General features: G+C 54.3%; 22 protein-coding genes. 5 read left to right on the top strand and 17 right to left on the bottom strand.

All coding sequences use genetic code 11. From position 1 onward, the window contains the following. The first annotated feature begins 39 nt into the window (after positions 1–39). A complete protein-coding gene (locus tag P8T57_RS13490) occupies positions 40–1443 on the top strand; it encodes a DUF2254 family protein (protein WP_341363374.1) in 1404 nt (467 codons plus the stop codon). A gap of 130 nt (positions 1444–1573) precedes the next feature. Here P8T57_RS13490 and alaS read toward each other — a convergent pair whose 3' ends face one another. The 7 genes from alaS to nikR all read right to left on the bottom strand — a co-directional run bounded on the left by alaS (position 1574) and on the right by nikR (position 7607). Continuing rightward, positions 1574–4228, bottom strand: a complete 2655-nt coding sequence (alaS, locus tag P8T57_RS13485) for an alanine--tRNA ligase (RefSeq protein WP_341363373.1) — start codon at positions 4226–4228, stop codon at positions 1574–1576. A 179-nt stretch (positions 4229–4407) separates the two neighbouring features. After that, positions 4408–4713 (bottom strand): NIPSNAP family protein, encoded by a 306-nt coding sequence (locus P8T57_RS13480; protein WP_007090558.1) that lies wholly within the window; start codon positions 4711–4713, stop codon positions 4408–4410. Positions 4714–4743: 30 nt separating this feature from the next. Further along, a complete protein-coding gene (locus P8T57_RS13475; RefSeq protein WP_341363372.1) occupies positions 4744–4887 on the bottom strand; it encodes an entericidin in 144 nt (47 codons plus the stop codon). A gap of 220 nt (positions 4888–5107) precedes the next feature. After that, positions 5108–5284 (bottom strand): DUF1328 domain-containing protein, encoded by a 177-nt coding sequence (locus tag P8T57_RS13470; protein WP_082824831.1) that lies wholly within the window; start codon positions 5282–5284, stop codon positions 5108–5110. 93 nt (positions 5285–5377) lie between these two features. After that, positions 5378–5518, bottom strand: coding sequence for an entericidin A/B family lipoprotein (locus P8T57_RS13465; RefSeq protein WP_097051001.1), 141 nt, complete (start codon positions 5516–5518; stop codon positions 5378–5380). A 250-nt stretch (positions 5519–5768) separates the two neighbouring features. After that, the gene (gene recA, locus P8T57_RS13460; protein WP_341363371.1) at positions 5769–6848 is read right to left on the bottom strand and encodes a recombinase RecA; all 1080 of its coding nucleotides are present in this window, start codon (positions 6846–6848) and stop codon (positions 5769–5771) included. 279 nt (positions 6849–7127) lie between these two features. Then, positions 7128–7607: a nickel-responsive transcriptional regulator NikR gene (nikR, locus tag P8T57_RS13455; RefSeq protein ID WP_007090566.1), complete on the bottom strand. Its 480-nt coding sequence runs from the start codon at positions 7605–7607 to the stop codon at positions 7128–7130. Between the two features lie 97 nt (positions 7608–7704). Here nikR and P8T57_RS13450 point away from each other — a divergent pair, with 97 nt between their 5' ends. Together P8T57_RS13450 and P8T57_RS13445 are read left to right on the top strand one after the other, a co-directional pair. Beyond that, on the top strand, positions 7705–8496 hold the full coding sequence (locus tag P8T57_RS13450) for a DUF4198 domain-containing protein (RefSeq protein ID WP_341363370.1): 792 nt from the start codon (positions 7705–7707) through the stop codon (positions 8494–8496). An 8-nt stretch (positions 8497–8504) separates the two neighbouring features. Further along, complete coding sequence (locus P8T57_RS13445; protein WP_341363369.1) at positions 8505–9041, top strand: hypothetical protein; 537 nt, start codon at positions 8505–8507, stop codon at positions 9039–9041. Here the strand turns inward: P8T57_RS13445 and P8T57_RS13440 are convergent. Next, positions 9027–9926 (bottom strand): DMT family transporter, encoded by a 900-nt coding sequence (locus tag P8T57_RS13440; protein WP_341363368.1) that lies wholly within the window; start codon positions 9924–9926, stop codon positions 9027–9029. The genes P8T57_RS13445 and P8T57_RS13440 overlap by 15 nt on opposite strands. Before the next feature lie 215 nt (positions 9927–10141). On the opposite strand from P8T57_RS13440, the gene P8T57_RS13435 reads away from it, so the two are divergent. Both P8T57_RS13435 and P8T57_RS13430 read left to right on the top strand, forming a co-directional pair. After that, on the top strand, positions 10142–10915 hold the full coding sequence (locus tag P8T57_RS13435) for a PH domain-containing protein (protein ID WP_063092746.1): 774 nt from the start codon (positions 10142–10144) through the stop codon (positions 10913–10915). Between the two features lie 101 nt (positions 10916–11016). After that, positions 11017–12054: a sodium:calcium antiporter gene (locus P8T57_RS13430; protein ID WP_341363367.1), complete on the top strand. Its 1038-nt coding sequence runs from the start codon at positions 11017–11019 to the stop codon at positions 12052–12054. A 22-nt stretch (positions 12055–12076) separates the two neighbouring features. Here P8T57_RS13430 and P8T57_RS13425 read toward each other — a convergent pair whose 3' ends face one another. From P8T57_RS13425 to P8T57_RS13385, 9 genes are all read right to left on the bottom strand, one after another. Further along, positions 12077–12736 carry a hypothetical protein gene (locus P8T57_RS13425; RefSeq protein ID WP_156487981.1) on the bottom strand — a complete coding sequence of 220 codons (660 nt, stop codon included), beginning with the start codon at positions 12734–12736 and terminating at the stop codon, positions 12077–12079. 197 nt (positions 12737–12933) lie between these two features. Further along, a complete protein-coding gene (locus tag P8T57_RS13420; RefSeq protein ID WP_341363366.1) occupies positions 12934–15567 on the bottom strand; it encodes an ATP-binding protein in 2634 nt (877 codons plus the stop codon). Between the two features lie 126 nt (positions 15568–15693). After that, a complete protein-coding gene (gene bla, locus P8T57_RS13415) occupies positions 15694–16524 on the bottom strand; it encodes a class A beta-lactamase (RefSeq protein WP_065701915.1) in 831 nt (276 codons plus the stop codon). A gap of 181 nt (positions 16525–16705) precedes the next feature. After that, positions 16706–17776 carry a flagellar biosynthesis protein FlhB gene (gene flhB / locus P8T57_RS13410; protein ID WP_063092741.1) on the bottom strand — a complete coding sequence of 357 codons (1071 nt, stop codon included), beginning with the start codon at positions 17774–17776 and terminating at the stop codon, positions 16706–16708. A 50-nt stretch (positions 17777–17826) separates the two neighbouring features. Then, on the bottom strand, positions 17827–18591 hold the full coding sequence (gene fliR, locus P8T57_RS13405; RefSeq protein ID WP_063092740.1) for a flagellar biosynthetic protein FliR: 765 nt from the start codon (positions 18589–18591) through the stop codon (positions 17827–17829). Between the two features lie 35 nt (positions 18592–18626). Beyond that, positions 18627–18896 (bottom strand): flagellar biosynthesis protein FliQ, encoded by a 270-nt coding sequence (gene fliQ, locus P8T57_RS13400; RefSeq protein WP_063092739.1) that lies wholly within the window; start codon positions 18894–18896, stop codon positions 18627–18629. 165 nt (positions 18897–19061) lie between these two features. Next, positions 19062–19388, bottom strand: coding sequence for a flagellar hook-basal body complex protein FliE (gene fliE, locus P8T57_RS13395; protein WP_007090578.1), 327 nt, complete (start codon positions 19386–19388; stop codon positions 19062–19064). 47 nt (positions 19389–19435) lie between these two features. Next, entirely contained in the window at positions 19436–19843 is a 408-nt protein-coding gene (gene flgC / locus P8T57_RS13390; RefSeq protein WP_007090579.1) for a flagellar basal body rod protein FlgC, read from the bottom strand. Positions 19844–19870: 27 nt separating this feature from the next. Next, positions 19871–20269 (bottom strand): flagellar basal body protein, encoded by a 399-nt coding sequence (locus P8T57_RS13385; RefSeq protein WP_063092738.1) that lies wholly within the window; start codon positions 20267–20269, stop codon positions 19871–19873. Positions 20270–20412 lie beyond the last annotated feature (143 nt).

Genomic DNA, 20412 nt, shown 5'->3' with positions numbered 1-20412 from the left:
GATCGCTGTCCCGGTACCGGCTTTGTCGACGGGCGCCATATGTCGCCACGCAAAGCACATGACAAGAACGGGGTTCCTTTAAAAATGTTTCATCGCTTTATCCGGCTCTGGGAAATGATAAGCCACAGCCTGTGGTTTACCCCGCTTCTGTATGCGGTTGGCGGTGCTATTCTTGCCCTGTTGTCCATTCGGTTACCGGGCGGGGATTTGATCAGAAGCCTTCCGGATTTCTGGCCGCGTTTTGGTACGATTGAAACCGTGCAGGACCTGACATCGACACTGCTGGCAACATTGGTGACGATGACCACCTTTGCTCTTTCGGTGACCATGGTGGTTCTGACATTGGCTGCCGGGTCGCTTGGACCACGCACCATCCGCAATTTCATGGGGGACCCGAAAACCCAGAACTCACTTGGCAGTTTTGTCGGATCGATCCTGTTTCTGATCACCACCCTTGTCATCATGGGCGAACAGGGCGAAGGCGATCAGATACCCCAAATTGCCGCGATGGCGGGCATTACGCTTTTTGTCGTCAGCCTGTTTGTGTTGATCCTGTTTGTGCATCATCTTGGCCGATCCATCGTTGCCGATCAGGTGATCCACAATGTCGGCGCGAATCTGGAAACCACCATTTCCTCGTCGCTTGAGACCCTGAAATCCCCCATTGAACGGGCAGCAAAAATTAAATGCGCGCTACCCGACGCGGCTTCGATCCAATCCGAACGGATCATCCGGGCCACCAAATCGGGATATGTTCAGGGAATTGCCTATGACGATCTGCTTGAACTTGCCATCCGGGCCGACATCAAAATAGCCCTGACGATCCGCGCCGGGCAACATGTTATTGCCGGTGACATTATCGGTGAAATCAGCCCCTACCCGACGGCCCGCGACAGCAATATCGACACCGACAAACTCCGCGAAGACATTGACACCGAAATCATGATCGGCAATCAGCGCACGGCCCTGCTTGATATCGAATTCGCCCTGCGCCAGCTGGTCGAGATTGCCTTACGCGCCCTGTCGCCGGGGATCAACGACCCGTTTACCGCCATTGCGGTGATCTATCGTCTGGGCCGGGCGCTGCCAGAAGCGATGCGCTTTCATTATCCACTTGGACTTTGGCAGGATGATCAGGGTAAGGAACGCATATGCGCCCATCTTTCGGATTTCGGTGGCATGCTGGACGCAGCATTCGATCAGATCCGCCAATCGGCTGCTGCCAAGCCCGATGTGCTTCTGCCAATGGCAGAAGTCCTTGAAAGTCTCGTCGGGCTTGCCCGCCACCCGGGGCAGCAGGAAATTCTGCGCGAACATGCCCGTCTCATCGAACGCGCAGCTGCGCGCGATGTCCCCGATGCGACGGATCGCCGGGCGGTTGAACGGGCCGTTAACCGCGTCCTGCGACAGCAACAGGCCAAGGATGATTATTCAGCGGCCTGAACCTTGGCTGGGAACTGATCAAAACCAAGCCAGTCCATCATACAGCCGAATAATTCAGAGCACGACGCCAGACGCAAAAAGGAGACCCGAAGGTCCCCTTTTCTCGTTTCCATATCCGGAAACTACCGGATCAGGCAGCAACCGTTGCCTCAATCGCGGCAAGTGCCGCTTCGGCCTGATCGGCATCGGGCCCACCGCCCTGTGCCATATCCGGGCGGCCACCGCCACCTTTACCGCCGAGTTTTTCGACACCGACACGCACCAGATCGACCGCGCTGAATTTACCCGCAAGGTCTTCGGTCAGGCCGACAACAATGGACGCCTTGCCGCCATCCGTCGAGATCAGGGCAACGATGCCCGATCCCATCTGATCGCGCAATTCGTCAACCATCCCTTTGAGTTCCTTGGCCGGGATACCATCCAGAACACGCAGGGCCAGTTTGACACCGTTGGCTTCCTTGAACGCATCCGCACCCGATGCCCCGCCCGAACCGGCGGTCGCCAGTTTCTTGCGCAGGTCGGAAACCTCACGTTCAAGCTTGCGGCGTTCTTCCTGCAAGGCTTTGACACGCGCCGGAACATCTTCGGGAACGGCTTTAAGATCGGCCGAAATGGTTTGCAGAAGCTGATCTCGGGCCGCCATATAGCTTGCAGCATCCGAGCCGGTCAGGGCTTCGATACGGCGGACACCGCTTGAAACCGCACCTTCGGATACGATCTTGAACATGCCGATATCGCCGGTCCGTTTGACATGCGTACCACCGCAAAGCTCAAGCGAATAGGCATGTTCGTTGGCTTCGGGCAGGCCCATCGAAACAACGCGGACTTCATCGCCGTATTTTTCGCCAAACAGCGCCATCGCACCCAGTTCAATCGCCTCGTCCGGGGTCATCAGACGGGTGGTGACTTCGCTGTTTTCGCGAATCAGACGGTTGACGTCGAATTCGATCACAGCGGCTTCTTCGGCGGTGATCGGTTTAGGATGCGATACGTCGAAACGCAGGCGATCCTTGGCCACAAGCGATCCCTTCTGGGTGACGTGATCGCCCAGATGCTTGCGCATCACCGCATGCAGAAGATGGGTCGCCGAATGATTGGCGCGCAAGGCCGAACGGCGGCTATGATCGACGCGGAATTCGGCGGCATCGCCAACCGAAACATCACCTTCGACAACCTTGCCAAGATGCACATGCAATGCGCCAAGTTTCTTCTGGGTGTCGGTGATTTCAATCACGGCACCCTTTTCGGTTTTGATCACCCCGGCATCGCCCTGCTGACCACCGGATTCCCCGAAGAACGGGGTCTGGTTGGCAACGATGGCAACGTTATCGCCCTTGGTCGCGGTTTTGGTTTCCGCACCATCCTTGATCAGGGCTGTGACAACGCCCTCGGCATTTTCAGTTTCGTAGCCCAGGAATTCGGTCGCGCCATCGCGATCATTGATGTCAAACCAGACTTCCTCGGTCGCGGCTTCGCCCGACCCCGACCATGCGGCACGGGCCTTGGCTTTCTGTTCTTCCATGGCGGAGGTAAAACCGCTTTCATCAATGCCGATCTTACGCGGTTTAAGTGCATCCGCCGTCAGATCAAGCGGGAAGCCGTAGGTGTCATAAAGCTTGAAGGCAACATCACCCGAAAGGGTCGCGCCCTCGCCCATGCCATCAGTCGCGTCATCAAGCATCTTGAGGCCGCGATCAAGCATGGTTTTAAAGCCCTGCTCTTCGAGCTTAAGGGTTTCTTCGATCAATGCCTGCGCCCGAACCAGTTCCGGGAAGGCACCGCCCATTTTGCGCACCAGCGCCGGGACCAGTTTATACATCACCGGGTCCTGGGTGCCGATCATGTGCAGATGACGCATAGCACGGCGCATGATACGGCGCAGAACGTTACCACGCCCGGCATTGGACGGCAGAACGCCATCGGCAATCAGGAAGCTGGTCGAACGCAGATGGTCGGCAACCACGCGGTGCGACACATTATGCGGCCCATCAGGATCGGTGCTGGTGGCATCGGCCGATGCCTCGATCAGGGCACGCATCAGGTCGATGTCATAATTGTCGTGTTTGCCCTGAAGCACAGCGGCAATACGTTCAAGACCCATGCCGGTATCAATCGACGGCTTTGGCAAATTCACGCGTTCACCATTTGCCATCTGCTCGTACTGCATGAAGACGAGGTTCCAGATTTCGATGAAACGGTCGCCGTCTTCTTCAGGGCTGCCGGGGGGACCGCCCCAGATTTTATCACCATGGTCAAAGAAGATTTCCGAACACGGACCACAAGGACCGGTATCGCCCATCGACCAGAAGTTATCAGACGTCGGAATGCGAATGATGCGATCATCGGAAAGACCGGCGATCTTTTTCCAAAGACCATGGGCCTCGTCATCGGTGTGATAAACGGTAACCAGCAGCTTGTCCGCCGGGAGGCCATATTCCCTGGTGATCAGGTTCCAGGCGAATTCAATCGCGTTTTCCTTGAAATAGTCGCCAAACGAAAAGTTGCCGAGCATTTCAAAAAAGGTGTGGTGACGGGCGGTATGACCGACATTTTCAAGATCGTTATGCTTGCCACCGGCACGCACGCATTTCTGCGAGGTGGTCGCGCGCGAATAATCGCGGTGTTCCTGACCGGTGAAAACGTTCTTGAACTGGACCATCCCTGCGTTGGTGAACATCAGGGTCGGGTCATTGCGCGGCACCAGCGGGCTGGAAGAAACGACCTCGTGGCCATTCTTGCGGAAGAATTCCAGAAACGTGGTGCGGATATCGTTAACGGTCTGCATCTCTCTCCAACCCGGAAAACGCGGAACAAACGCTGCCGCAAACTTGCGGCGCGACTGCCCTATTTAGCGGCTCGGCCCTGTGCTGTCCAGTCGGGGAAAGGCTTTGCGGTGTTTAAGTGACGATTTATGCATCCGGCACCGCACCGGCACGCCACAACGCCCTGATCAGATATGCCGCCCTAATCAAGAACCGGGCGCATGAAACTGCGTTCGTAACTGATGATGCTGCGGTTGCGTTTTTCAAGTTCGAGTGTTGCAACACATTCGTCATCATCGGCCATGCGATTGCGGTAATCTTCGTATGCCGCAAGGCTCGGGAAACTGAACAGGGCATAGGCGATGCTGCTGGCGCCTTCATGCGGCAGGAAATAGCCGTGATGCGTCCCGCCCATCCGATTGACGATGGGAATCCAGCGACGGGCATAATCCTCGAACTCAGGGATTTTATGCATGTCGATAACGTATTTCAGATAGCAGGTGATCACGGCGGGAACTTTCCAGAACTTGAGGATGGGTTACTTTTCGACGCCTTCCTGAATCTGTTCGCCAAGTTTTTCGACATCACGTCCAAATCCGGCGGCGGTTTCACACGCGGCCAGCGACATGCCAAAGCCCGCAATCAGGGCCAGTGCCAGAATACGTTTTACAAGAATAGACATCGTTTGATTGCTCCTGCCTTTAACGACATGTTGATTTTGAAGGCGGCCGCGGCCCGCTTCTGACGCAAGGCATATGGCTTCCGAAATCGGTTGCTATCTTGTCGGGGTCACGACCGGCTGGCAACTCTTTCCTGCATGGATGATTTAAAAGCCACGCAGAAAAACGGGCGCGCCGCAGCACGCCCGTTTCCGTTTGCTCGTATTATTGTCGATATCGCGATCAGATCGGTGGACGACGACCACGCAGTGCGTTGACCAGAAGCGAAACAACGAACAGTACGAGGAAGACAAAGAACAGGATCTTTGCGATCCCGACAAACGTACCTGCCAAGCCGCCAAAACCAAGGACGGCGGCGACAAGCGCCAGAATGAGACAAAAGACTGCCCAACCCAACATGATGTTATCTCCTTTTCGGTTTTGGCCGTTGGCGGATCATCGGGATCAAGCCCGGTGCCCGTCAGGCATCAGAGAAGCCGCACGGCAATATTGTTATTCAGCTTCTTCCTGAATGGACTCACCCGCATTTTCCATGTCTTTGCCAAAGCCTTCGGCGGTCTCGCAGGCGGCAAGGCCAAGACCCATGCCGGAAATCATTGCAACGGCGAAAAGCTTTTTCAGAAAGTCAGACATTTCGGTTTCTCCTGTTTGCTCGACGTGATTTTGTTGACATTCCTCATAACGGAGCCGGAAAGACAAAGTTCCCTGTGCGGTTGCCAAGTGTCTGATCTGACGCAATTAAGGCAGAGCCGATGTCTTTGTTTTTGCGGGTTGCAGCCAATCTTGATCATTTTGGGGCAATTGCGGATTTGCCTACCTCGCAACAAAAAACGGGCCCCGAAGGACCCGTTTGATGTATTTGGCGAAAATCGGTAGTCAGCAATCACGCATCATCGTCATTTGACGGTTCATCATCGCTCATGCTGGTCATTGCCTCAGCAATCAGGCCGGCACTTTCGCGGATGCTGCGTTCGATCTCGGCGGTCATTTCCGGATTTTCACGCAGGAAGGTCTTGGCATTCTCGCGGCCCTGACCGATACGGGTCGAATTGTACGAGAACCAGGAACCGGATTTCTCGACGATGCCTGCTTTGACGCCAAGATCAAGGATTTCACCCATCTTGGAAATGCCTTCGCCATACATGATGTCGAATTCGACCTGCTTGAACGGCGGGGCCATCTTGTTTTTGACAACCTTCACGCGGGTCTGGTTACCCACGACTTCGTCACGATCCTTGATCTGGCCGATACGGCGAATATCGAGACGGACAGACGCATAGAATTTAAGCGCGTTACCGCCGGTGGTGGTTTCCGGACTACCGAACATCACACCGATCTTCATACGGATCTGGTTGATGAAGATGACCATGCAGTTGGAACGCGAGACCGAACTGGTCAGCTTTCGCAATGCCTGGCTCATCAGGCGGGCCTGCAGGCCAACGTGGGTATCGCCCATTTCGCCTTCAAGTTCCGCACGTGGCACAAGGGCGGCAACCGAATCGACGACCAGAACATCAATCGCACCGGAACGCACCAGCGTATCGGCGATTTCAAGCGCCTGTTCACCGGCGTCAGGCTGCGAAATCAGGAGTTCGTCGGTATTCACCCCCAGCTTGCGGGCATAACCCGGATCAAGCGCGTGCTCGGCATCGACAAAAGCACAGGTGCCGCCCAGTTTCTGGGCCTCGGCAATGGTGTGCAGGGCCAGTGTGGTTTTACCCGAACTTTCCGGGCCGTAAATTTCGACGATGCGGCCACGCGGCAGACCACCAATGCCAAGCCCGATATCAAGGCCAAGCGATCCGGTCGAAATGGCTGAAATATCAACCGCACTATCGCGCTGGCCGAGCTTCATGATCGAGCCCTTGCCAAATGCGCGTTCGATCTGCCCAAGGGCGGCTTCGAGTGCCTTCTGCTTATCCATCGTATCCTTATCCACCAAATGCAGCGCGGTCTGAATCATTTTTCGAACTCTCTTATTCCACAGGGCCGGGTAGGATGCAACGCAGGCGGTTCCCCGGTCCTAAATGCGGAACGCCACCGCTAGGTGCCCCGCCGGATAACTGACATCACGCCAACCATTTTCCGGCAAACGCATTGAGAACATAATGTGAACACTCGCACAAAAAAATGGATGTTGCAAGTTTGTTCTCATTCTGGTGGGTAAGAATTCGAACCCGGATAAATAAAATTGTCGCCGGGCTTGTGCCGGGATTTTTAAAACAATTCGGAGAAGCCCGGTTCAGGTCGTGATTTTCAGATGTTCGTGCCGATGTGCATGTCCATGATCGTCATCGCCGTGATGATGGGTTTCGACATGCAATTCACCCGGAACCGAATAAAGCTGCCCATGGCGCACGCCAGGTTGTGCCAGAACCTGATCGGCGAATTTGCGAATATCGGAAAGCTTGCCGCGTAAGGTCACGCTTTCAAGGCACGTATCGTGATCAATATGGAAATGCACGGTCGAAACGGTCAGGTCATGATGTTCGTGCTGCGCACTCATCAGCCGTGATGCCAGCATGCGTTCTTCATGATCATAAACATAATTCAGGACCGCTATGCCAACGCCACCGGTGTCTTCGTCAAGCTTGGTATTCTGGAGCTTTTCCCGGATCAGGTCACGAAAACCTTCTGACCGGTTGGTGTAGCCGCGATGCTCAAGGAAAGCATCGAACGCCTCCATCAAATCGTCTTCGATTGATACGGTCACGCGGGTCATACGAATTCCCTTTCAGAATCATCAGCTTGACTCGTATGAACATTTTTGAAAAGTTCATACCGCCTTTCAACTTCCCTAATCTCCCAAAGGATAGCAGATGTTTCAATCAAAGTTCACAACCCCGCTTGCAATTGCCGCACTGGGGTGCCTGATCGGCTTTGGCGCAGCGGCCCATGAATTTGTCGCCAGCAGCAAAACCACCCCCGCGAATGGCAAGGACACTGCTGCCTTCATCCTCGATTCGACTCATGTTTTCGGCACTCCGGAAGAAGCCGAAGCGCCAAAGCATGTCCGTGCACAATTGATCACCCCCTCGGCCAACACCGAACTTGATGTCACTGAAAATGCGGATGCCCCCAATCTGACTGGCACATTCACCCTTTCCAAAGAAGAACCCGCATGGCTTGTCGGGCATCGCCTGCCGGTAATCTGGTCACAAACGCCCGATGGCTGGAAAGAAGGCGGGCCGGACGCACATCCCGATGCGGTTGCGTCATCCCGATTTGAAAAATTTTCCAAAAACCTGACTGGAGGCTCCCAAAACGCGGATTTCATTTCTTCCCCTCTGGGGCACAAACTTGAAATCGTGCCGCTTTCCGATCCGCGCATGACGGCAATCGGCCAAGACGTTGCGGTTCAAATCCTGCTGGACGGGCAACCTTATTCGACCAGTGTCCTGGCAACCTATGCCGGATTTACCGACACGCCATCGTCTTATGCCTATTACACCGAAACTTTCAGCGATGATCGTGGCAGCGGCATTGCCAAAATCCGGATTACGAAACCGGGTCTTTGGATGGTTCGGGTTGCGGCCGATGTCCCGGACTCTGATGCATCTGTCCGGGTACATAACCTGCGGGCAACCCTGACTTTCGATGTCAGCCAATAGGCCGCCACATGCTGCAATCGTTTGGGCGTTTGATGATCGCGGCAATTGCCTGCGCGATCCTGCTTTGTGCAGGATCGTTCCCGGCGATTGCCCACGGTGCGGGATGGCAGATTGACCAAAACCGGACCGCCACCGTCTATCAGTTCGGCTATACAGATGGCTCACCAATGATATTTGCCGAAGCCACAGTGACGTCACCGGACGGGAAAACCTGGCAAAAAGGAAGAACTGATCGTGAAGGACGCCTTGCCGTCGCGGTTCCGGCATTACGCCCTGAAGATCATACCGATGCGCATTGGAAAATAATGGTATCAGACGGCATGGGTCATCAGGTTGTCCTGATCCATTCATCGGAAAAAACACCGCCACCGGGGACACAATCCTCGGCCCCAACCCCCGGATTGCAGGGAAACAGCGCCTTGCTTGACCTGCCGGTCTGGGCTGCAATCCTGTTCGGTTTCAGCCTGATAACCAATCTTGCCTTTCTGCCGGGCTGGATCACCAGGATCAAAAGGCAGAGAAAATCGCACTTAATGCAGGAATAAAAGCGCAACACCCCCAAAGGCCATGCAGGTCCCGACGATGGCCTGCAGGCCAACGGGGCGGCGCAGAACCACACCTTCATAGACAATCAGCAAAACCGGTGGCAACGCCATCAGCGTTGATGCGATACCGACATTGGCATTCTGAACCGCCACCATCGAGAGCCACACGCCAAGCGCCGGGCCGATAAAAGCCCCCAGAAACAGCCACCGCCCGACATCAGGTGCGCTGCACGCCACAATCGTGCGCCGAGCACGCCCCATGGCAATCGCAATTCCCCACATGATCACAACCGCGACAAAGGTTCTGATCCATGTGGCCGACAGCGCAGAATAACCGCTGATCAGTGCATATTTCGCCGTCACCAGATTCGCGACCTGACCAATGGCACCGCCAAGTCCAAACAAGATACCAACCAGATAATTGCGTCCTTCCAACCCGACAGGACGCCCCTTTTTCATCATGATGACCAAAAGAATGCCACCAATGCCAAGCGCAATACCCGACATTTCCTGAGGGCTGAGGACTTCGTCAAACAGAAACCAGCCCAACACCGCCCCCATGATCGGCACGGTCGACATCATCAGCATCGATAACCGCGCCCCCAGGGTCACAAAGGCCTGAAACAGCATGGCATCGCCAATCACAAGGCCAAGAACCGACGACAGTGACAACCAGCCAAGCTGCTCCCACGTTACCGCGCTCGGCCAAGGCTGGCCTTTCAATAGCCAGTGCAACACCGTCAGACAGGTAATCGAGCAGGCCAGACGCCCGCGATTGACCGTCTGCGCGCCGACCTTGCCGCCAATGTTGGAAAAAATCATGCTCGACGTCGCCCAGGCCATCGCGGCAGTAAAGGCGGCTGCTTCACCGAAGAACGGGATCATGCGGGGCTCTTGCTTGGACGTTGTTTTGGTTGTTGACCGGGATGTGGCGCAGCCGGTTCGGGAAGATAAGCGCGACTTTGCCCTTTTTGGCAACTGTAAAAATCACAGATTATCCCAGTAAAACAACGAATAGTACCAAAGCAAACCCTTCACCCGCTTGCGAAATTCTGATCGCGCCGTATGTTGAACCGATTGCTTGAAACAGGACGACATACATGATCCGGAAAAACGAGACCGCAGCGGAAACCAAACCGTTCAAGGGCATCCGCCGCCATTTGCATGATGGCGAGGTGGTGATCATGGATCTGCCGATTTCGCCGGTTTCGATCCTTGTCCCCGGTCTCATCAAGATCATCTGGATTGCGGTGCTGATTTATGCATCCTACCACTGGCGCGCAATTTACGATTTTCTGATGCCACAGGCCCGCGCACTTCTGACTGGGCCCGAAGCCTTTGCCGCACTTGACCGGGTCTGGGAAGAATATGAATTCGTCTTTTCGATTGCCTTGTTTGGTGTGATCATCGCGTTGATCTCGATTGTCTGGAAGCTGTTGAAACGGGCCCTTGGCGTTTCAACGCGCGCGGCGCGCGACAGCATCCTTTTGCCCCTGACCGCCATTCGCGATCTGTTTTTCTTTGAACGCGTTATCACCAACAACCGCATCGTCACGCGAAGCGGTGTGTTGCGCAAGGATCAGGATGACCGCGGATTTGAGTCGATCAAAAGCACCCAGATCAGCAAAAGCGTGATCGGCAATATCTTTGATTATGGCGATCTGCATGTTACCGACCGGCTGGGGCACAGCTTTACACTGCGTCAAGTCACGGCACCGGAAACCGTTGCCAAGGAACTTTCCGATTTCTTTGGGCGCGTTCGCCCCGATAACCGTCAGGGCGAGCCGATTGACATCACGCATCGCGCCCGCGAAGAAGCAATAGAACACTCAGAAAACAAACCGCTGACACGCCCGGAAGACGAAGTGTTTTAACTTTACACAATCATGGAACATGACAGCACCCGACGCGTCTTAAAGTTCAGGTAAAGCCGCCCCGATGCAAATGCGGCCAGATCCGAACAAAAGACGTTTTGATGCTGCCTGCAATTGCAACCCTTCCGCTTTGGTCCGTTATCGGACTGTTTTCAATCTGTGCAGTGGTGATCGGCTTCGCTGGAACTCGGTTGGCAACGATTGCCCTCAAGCTCGCCGAACAGACCGGCATGGGACAAATCATAGCCGGTGCTGTTTTTGTCGGCATGTCGACCAGCCTGCCCGGAAGTGTGCTTTCGGTAACGACGGCGTGGCAAGGACACACCGATCTTGCCATCGGTAATGCGCTGGGTGGCATTGCGGCCCAGACGACCTTTCTGGCAATCGCTGATTTTCTGTATCGCAAGGGCAATCTGGAACATGCCGCCGCCAGCGCCACGGGACTGGCGCAGGCCACCCTTCTGGTCAGTATGCTTGCCCTGCCGCTTCTGGCCTATGGCGGACCTGACTGGATGGTGTTTCACATCCACCCGGTATCGATCCTGTTGTTCGTTCTGTATGGCTTTGGCCTGTCATTGCTTGCCGAAATCCGCCATCAACCGATGTGGCGACCTCGCAGGACCGACCTGACCGACGAGGACGCCAAGGAAGACGATGCAGACTACCATCCCGAAAGCACACTTCGCCTTTGGACGGAGTTTCTGAGCTTTGCCGCGATAACAGCAGTCGCCGGTTACACTATTGGTGAAAGCGGGCTGGCAATTGTCGAGAAAACCGGCATCAGCGAAACCGCCGTGGGTACTTTCCTGACTGCGATAGCTACATCACTTCCCGAACTTGTTTCGGCAATTGCGGCTGTCCGTATGGGGGCTGTCAATCTGGCAGTCGGGGATATTATCGGCGGCAATGCGTTTGATGTTCTGTTTCTGGCGGCATCAGACTTTTCTTATCGCGACGGATCGATTTACGCAGCCTTCAACCAGCAGCACCTGTTCACCATCGCCCTTGTCATTCTGATGACCGGCATCCTTCTGTTGGGCATGCTTAACCGCGAACGCAGGGGAATTGCCAATATCGGCTGGGAAAGCGTTTCAATCCTGTGCCTTTATGGCATGTCGATATTTTATCTTTCGGGATAGGCCAACGGATACCGTCCGCAGGTTATTGCCCCTTTTGGCGCCACTCGATGATCGTCTGTAAAAACAGTTCCGTGCCCTTATCAAAAGCTGGGAGCAAATCGGCATGGTCCGCAGCAAGCCAGCTGTAAACTGAAAGGCTCATGACAGGAACAGCCTGAAATCCGTCGGGGACACCGCCGGTGACCGACAACGAATAGTTATCGAGCAGAATTGCATCCAATCGCCCGTATCGCAGCATCTTCTGCATCATTTCGGGACCGCGCGGAACATGCACGACATTGGGATAATCAGCCAAAAGTGCGTTAGACCACTTCGCCCCCAGCCAAACACCAACGGTTTCATCCTTTAAATCGTCAATTCCCGATATCTTTCCCAACGGTACAACCAGCATTCCGTCCACCAAACCAACACGTATATTTCCCCTTAGGATCGGCCGGTCAACATTTTGCTGAAATCCCTCAAGCTCGGCAAAAACACCGTCGATTTCGCCATGGGACAATGCCTGAGCAACCCTTGCAAGGGGCATGCGCACAGGTTTGACGCATAGCCCTCCCTGTTGCATCGCAGAACGATATGGCTCGATGCCGTCCCCGGTCATCCGGACTTCGGGCATGGCAATCAACAGGCACTTTTCACTGGCGCGGGCTAATGTTGAAAGGCTCAGGATCGAAACCAGAACCAAAACTGTCAGGCCAGACATACGGAAAGTCGCATGCTTGCCGAATTCATGGCAAAACGTGCAAAGGCCGACATTGCGAGGACGCATTAATTCATCGTCCCCGGTCCGTGACGGGACACATGATCCGAACAGCAAACAATTTTGACAATCAACATTGGGGGCAGAATCCGCAGCCAGCTTATGAGAACGAGTCTGGCTTCTTAAAGCACTTCCTTGACCTTGGTCGCAAGCTCCTTCAGCGAGAAGGGCTTGGGCAGGAAATGCACGCCGTTTTCTTCATCAAGTTCGTCGCGATAGGTATCTTCGGCATAGCCCGAAATAAAGATCACGCGTAAATCCGGGCGTTTTTCGCGCAACATACGGATCAGGGTCGGGCCATCAATACCTGGCATCACCACATCGGAAATAACCAGATCGATGGTCTTGTCGGTTTTCGCCAGAACCTCAAGCGCGTTATCGCCATTATTGGCTTCAAGCACGTCATAGCCTTTGCCGCGAAGCGCACGCGCACCGAATGTCCGCACCGCGTCCTCGTCTTCGACCAGAAGGATCGCGCCGGTACCGGTCAGATCGCGTGAGGGGGCTTCTTCGGCCACCGCACGGGTTTCGGCCAGTTCTTCTTCGGTCGCCTCGTAATGCGGAAGATAGATCGTAAAGGTCGTGCCGACACCGGGCTCGGACTGGACGGCCACGAAACCACCGGTCTGTTTGACGATCCCGTAAACGGTCGACAGACCAAGGCCTGTGCCCTCGCCCCGCTGCTTGGTCGAGAAGAAGGGTTCGAAAATACGCGTCAGGTTATCCTTGGGAATACCGATACCGGTATCGGAAACCTCGATCCGGATATAATCCCCCGGCGGGATCAGTTCGGTGCCTGTGTTGCGGGCTTCGTCAACAATCTCGGTGCCGGTCTGAACCGTCAGGGTCCCGCCATTGGCCGCCATGGCATCGCGCGCATTGACAACCAGATTGATGATCACCTGATCAAGCTGGCCCGGATCAACCTTCACCAGACCAATATCGCGACCATGGCTGACCTTCAGATCGATCTTTTCACCGATCAGACGACGCAGCAGGTTCGACATTTCCGCCAGCGCATCGGTGATATTGATGATTTTGGGCTGCAATGTCTGACGTCGCGAAAACGCCAGAAGCTGCCGGACAAGATTGGCCGCACGATTGGCATTCTGTTTGATCTGCATAATATCGGCGAAGCTTGGGTCACCCGGCCCATGGCGCGACAACAGCAGATCGCAGAAGCCGATCATCGCGGTCAGCAGGTTATTGAAATCATGCGCAACCCCACCCGCAAGCTGCCCGACCGCCTGCATTTTCTGCGACTGGGCAAATTGTTCCTCAAGGTTCTTTTGTTCGGTCGTATCAAGGAAGTTCAGCAGAAGCGCACCGGCTTCACCCGACCGTCCGGCCACACGTTGCAGGTAAATCTGCGCGGCAACGCCGCGTGAACCCTGCAAACGAGCCTCGATCTGCCCCCCCTTACCCATGCCCATGACCGCCTTGGACAGATAGCGCGCGACCTCGTCGCGGTCTTCCGGCAGGATCAGTTCAAGAATGGAACGACCAATCACCTGTTCATGACGTTGACCCGCCGTTTCGATAAAGGCACGGTTGGCGTCGGTAACCGTGCCCGACATATCAGCCAGAACAATCGAAAGCGGACTGTCATCAAAGAACCAGCGCACCCGACGTTCGGTTTCGGCAAGGGCATGTTCCCATTCATGGGCTGGCATCGGATCGGGGAATACGACAGCCTGGCTTCGGATCGGACCGGTGCCGGGCGCATTGATCGAATGAGTGACAAAGCATTTGATCGGCTCGCCACCTTTGACCTTAAGCTTGACTTCGCCATTCATGCCATCGCCGACGATAAGGTCCGCCAGTTCCAGCGTACCACTGGCAAAATCTTGCGGTTCACCGCCCAACCAGTTTGCCAGACGCCGGTTCAGGTAAAGAATACGACCTTCTTCATCAAGACCGCAAACCCCCACAGGCAGGCGCTCAATCATCTGATCAGCCTGCTCGCTTCCGGCACCATCTGCCATCCGCGAAGCCACCCCGCCGACGGTCATCTCATCATCGGAACCCGTCACAAACGCGCCAAAGGCAGCAGACTGTTCGGCAACGACAAGCGAACGTCCTGCTTTGGGCATGGCGGATGGATCGATACCGTCAACGGTCCAGAGCATCTGACCGGCGTGCGCATTTGCTGCTGTTACCGAAATCCGAAGGCAGACCGTACCCGCATCATAGGCTTCTTCAACAATGTTTTCTGCCGAAGCATCGTCGATCGCGGTATCACTGTTTCGTTCGGCATCATCTGCTGCGGTGTCGGAAGGTGCAGCAAGCGCAAGCTGTTCACGCTTTTTGGCTTGCGAAAAATCGACATAAATCTCGCCCGCTTCCCCCCGCATTGCACGTGTCCGCAAATCGGCCAACTCGGAACTGCCGACGTCCAGATAACTTAAACGTGCCTCAAGGGCGGCAAGCATGTCTTCGCCCGGCTCAATACCAAGCTTGCGGGGGAACGCGGGGTTGGCATAAAGCGTGCGACCATAGGCATCAATCAGGGCAACACCAATATCGGAATGCGACAGGCCACTTAACAGCGGGGCGAGATCATGATCAGCTGATGATCGCCAGCGCGCAGACAGGGACAGGGCGGCCACCGCGACGATCGCCACCCCAGTTACCATGGACCCGATGATCCACATGATACGCGCATCAAGACCAGCCTTTGCCATGACCTGTAACAGGACATAAACAAAAGCGACAAATGCGACACTTACAGCAAGGATAATTCCCCGAAACAGCACGCGACCGCCTTTAACGCCAATAACTTACAATATTGCTCTATACTTTTAGCTGCTATTGGCCTGACTGGCTACCGGCAAGTTTTACATTAGCTGGAACGCATCATGCACCCTGTGTGGGATCGCGCCCTAGCGCATGATCGCAGCGGCAATTTCCTGCCCCAGATCGGCAATCGCAGCGTTCCGCTCCTCCATTGAGGCGGAAGTCTGCGTGATATAGATCGCAACAATCACTGGTTTTCGTTCCGGCGGCCAGATCACAGCAACAATCGCACGCGATCCAAAGCCCCCCGCACCAGTACGGTCCGCAATTTTCCAATCATCGGGTAAACCGGCCCTTAGCAACGGACCACCAACCTGATTTCCCGTCAACCAATCTTCCAAAATCTGTCTGGATTCCAGAGACAGTGCATCACCAAGCAACAAATAGGTAAGCGTGGCACGCATGGCGTTCGGTGTGGTCGTATCGCGCGCATCGCCAGGTGTTGCAGCATTCAAATCGGGTTCGATCCGATCAAGGCGCGTCACATCGTCACCGATATCGCGCAAATAAGCCGTCAGCACATCTGGCCCACCCAGCACATCCAGAACAAGGTTCGCCGCTGTATTATCGCTCAGATGCAATGCGGCTTCGCACAGCTCCCCAATCGTCATCCCGCTATCAACATGTTTTTCGGTAATCGGGGAATAAGTGACCAGATCATCTGAGCGGTAAGTAATCCGGCGATCCAGCGTTTCGCTTTCACGGTCTACCTTATGCAGCACCGCCGCACAGGCAAGCAGCTTGAAGGTACTGGTTAACGGAAAACGTTCATCGGCGCGATATTGCCATTCTCGTCCGTTTTCAACATTCAGAATACTGACACCAACCCGCGCATCAAGCCGGGTTTCAACCGTTTGAACGGCATCCAACAGTCGATCATTGGCCGATGCAGCCATTGATATCACAAACGGAACCATAAAAAATAGAATGGGAGCAGTTGCCAGAACGGCTCTTTTAAAGGCAGGCATGTTTTGTCGACTTCCCGGAAACAGAAACAAACAGATAACGAGGCAGGCTGCTTGTCACCGGGATTAACGGCTGAATTTTGGCGCAATAATGTCGAAAGGCCGAATTTGCGATTGGCAGGAGGTCGTGCAATCAGCCCAGCTTCTTGCCACGCTGGCGGAAAACGAACGAGATGATTTCGGCCACCGCCTTGTAATGTTCCGGCGGGATTTCCTGATCGACTTCCACTGTTGCAAACAGGGCACGCGCAACTGGCGGGTTTTCCATAATGGTCACGTTGTTTTCTTCGGCTACTTCACGGATTTTAAGCGCGATATTGTCCTGACCTTTCGCCACACACATCGGAGCTTCCATCGCATTGATGTCGTATTTAAGCGCCACGGCATAGTGGGTCGGGTTGGTGATCACGACGTCGGCGGTCGGAACGTTCTGCATCATGCGTTGCTGGGCGCGCTGCATCCTGATCTGGCGGACCTTGGCCTTGATTTCCGGGCTGCCCTCAGTCTGTTTGTATTCGTCCTTGATCTCCTGCTTGGACATCTTCATCTGTTTATTGAATTCATACCGCTGATAGGCAAAATCCAGCCCGGCAATCACTGCTGTCAATGAAATGGCCGCGATCATCAGAATGACGATCATGTCGTAAAGCCGTTCCAGCATCAGTTCGACCGGGATCTGAGGATAAAGTTCGACATCCATCAATTCAGGAACGATAACAAACCCGAGCACGGCCCCGACCAAAACGATTTTGAAAACGTTCTTGACGAATTCAACCATGTTCTTCATCGAGAATAGGTTCTTTGCCCCATTCAGAGGGTTAAGTTTATCCGGTTTGGGAGAAATGCGTTCAGCCGCGATTACAAGACCGTTTTGCAGCAAATGCCCGGCGGCAGCAAAAAACACTAAAAGAACGAAGGGGATACCGAGCACGTAAAGCATTCCCAACAGCACATCCTTCATCAGTACCGGCAAGCCTGCCTGACTGACATCATACATATGCGGATGTTCAATAAATCCTAAGGACAGATCGCGAACAGATCGCGCCATATCGGGCGCCATCATGACCATCACCAGACCGCCACCAAACAGCAGCATGAAGCTACCGACTTCCTTGGAAACCGGCACTTGTCCCTTCTTTCGGGCATCTTCAAGCTTTTTACTTGTTGGGTCTTCTGTCTTTTGGCTGTCGTCTTCTTCGGCCATTCCCACACCATTCCGGGCTGCCCGGCATTATGCCGGAAGGTTGGCTATCCCTAGGGGTTGACGAAACTTTCCAACCCGTTTTCATAATATTCCAAAAATACCATCATCATAGTCGGCAATGCCAGTGCCAGCAGAACAAAAGCCAATCCGATCTGGATTGGCATCGCCACAAAGAACACCGGTAACTGGGGCATCAACTTGTTCAAAATACCCAACGCCACCTGAAGCACGATAGCAACGATCAGGAACGGGGCGGAGATTTTCATCGCGATGATAAAGCTCTCATTTATCGCTTGTGCGAAAAATTCGCTCATATCTCCGACCGGCAATACCCCGCCTGGCGGAAACAGGGAATAGCTTTCAAACACAGCCTGTATCATCAGGTGATCAAGACCGGTCGCAAAAATCAGGACCATGCCAATCTGCGTGATGAAATTGCCCGTGACGGCACTTTGTGCACCAGACAATGCATCACCGCTAAACGCGTTCGCCATCGACGAACTATAGGCAATGATCGATCCTGCCGTCTGCAGGCCGGCCATCATGACCTGCCCAAACAGGCCAAAAAACGCCCCAACGGTTAACTCATACGCCAAATGCAAAAAAAGCGTCGGCGCGTCGGCCGGTTGTTCGGGGATAAGTGGCCCGGCCAGCGGCGAAATCACCACGGCGACCCAAAAGGCAAAAACCAAGCGCGCACGCGCCGGTACAACTCGCGCCCCGATGCCCGGCATAAAGGCGAACGCCGCCCCGACCCTGGCGAAGCTCATCAGGACCACATAGACATTAAGCGTCAGAAGATCTTCGAGATTCATCTTCTTTCAGGATGTCCCGTTATTGGTTCGCTTTGCTAGTTCGGCAGGCCGATAAAATGATCAACCATTCGTCCCATGAACTCGTTCATTTCCGTCATCATGAAAGGCAAAAGAACCAGAAGAGCGATAAAAATCACGAGGATTTTAGGCACAAAAGTCAGAGTCATTTCCTGGATTTGGGTCAAAGCCTGAAACAGCGCAATAACCAACCCCACCCCTAATGCGATCAGCATCAAGGGCGTACTGACCTTTAGAAGAGTCCATACGGCATCATAGGCCACGTCCATGATTTCCGCTTGATCCATAGGGTCTTCCTGCCTCGTCTTCCGTCACGTTACATCATTCATACAGGATAAGGCCGGTGATGGGCCATGATTTCCTGAAATTTCAATTTGATCGCCCCGAAAACAAAAAACCGCACGAAAGTCGTGCGGCTTGTCCCAGGCATCCATCCGACAATTCAATCACCGTCAGATCGGCATGCTCAATACGCTTTGATAAGCTTCGACTGCCTTGTCACGGACACTGACCACGGTACGCAGCGTGACTTCGGCCGCCGACACAGCGGTGACCACTTCATGCAGTTCTGCATCGCCAACGATTGCTTTCTGGGTCATCTGTTCGCTGTTCATCATGGTTGCGCGGGCATCAATTGCCGCCCCCTTGACCATGTCGGCAAAACTTTCCCCCGGATTGACCGTCTGACCGTTACCGCCAACACGTTCGGCGACACTTGCGGTTTTGCCGCTTGCAGCGTTCCGGTAGGCAGAAATGGCATCGTTAAAACTGGCAACCATCGGTTCGTATCCTTAAAGCGGCGTTTGCTGACCAGATATTTTGTAAACTACTGCAGAATATCAAGGGTCTTAAGCAACATGCTACGCGAAGACTGTATCACATTGAGGTTGGCTTCATAGCTTCTCTGTGCTTCGCGCAAATCCATCATTTCGACCAGTGTTTCAACATTCGGGGTCTGCACATAGCCCTGATCGTTGGCGGCCGGATGGCTTGGTTCGTATTTCATACCAAAATCGGACTTGTCCGTCATGACTTTATTGACCTTGACCAGTTCGACGCCAACTTCGCGATCCATGACATTCTTGAAAGTCAGCAGCTTGCGGCGGTACGGGTCCTGCCCCTGTGCAGTCGGGAGACTGTCGGCGTTGGCAACGTTTTCAGCCGCGATACGAAGTCGGGTACCCTGTGCGCGCATACCGGCAGCGGAGATCTTAAAAGCTTTGTAAAGTTCCATGATCGCTTATTCCTTCAACGCTGCCAATTAACGACCCAAAGCCGAAATCATCATTGTTTTATGTTTGGCATACAGTCTGGTCATGGTCTGATAATCGACCTGGTTTTCGTTCATCTTGACCATCTGTTCTTCAAGGATCACGGCGTTTTTGCCGGGTGCCACTTCATAGTTCTTACGCACTTCCTCGTCCTTGAAGTTCTGCGGTTTGTGCAGCCCCTGGCTGTGACCCGGTGTAGTTGCCTGCATCGCCAGAATGAATTGACGGTCGCGACCAACGGTTTTCGGGTCGAATTTTTTAAGGTCGTCAGGGCGATAATTCGGCGTATCGGAGTTGGCAATATTCTGCGCGATGAGTTCCTGACGCTGTGTCAGCCAATCCATCTTTTCTTTCAGATTGGCGAACATGCCAAGTTTGCCGATATCCATTGCCTGCTCCTGTTATCACGACCCCAGTATTGGGCGGGCCGGTAAAGCCGAAGTTAACGTGGTGCCCGGATCGGGACCGGGATCGTGCGGAAGGCCAATTTTGCCGCCCGGTTCGATCCTGAAAACTACTTTGCATGCGCCGT

Origin of the sequence: Thalassospira sp. SN3W, assembly GCF_038070535.1 — a bacterium.
In the GTDB taxonomy this organism is placed as follows: domain Bacteria; phylum Pseudomonadota; class Alphaproteobacteria; order Rhodospirillales; family Thalassospiraceae; genus Thalassospira; species Thalassospira xiamenensis.
The sequence above is the reverse complement of the archived record's forward strand: the minus strand, read 5'-3'. Positions and strand labels throughout refer to the sequence as shown.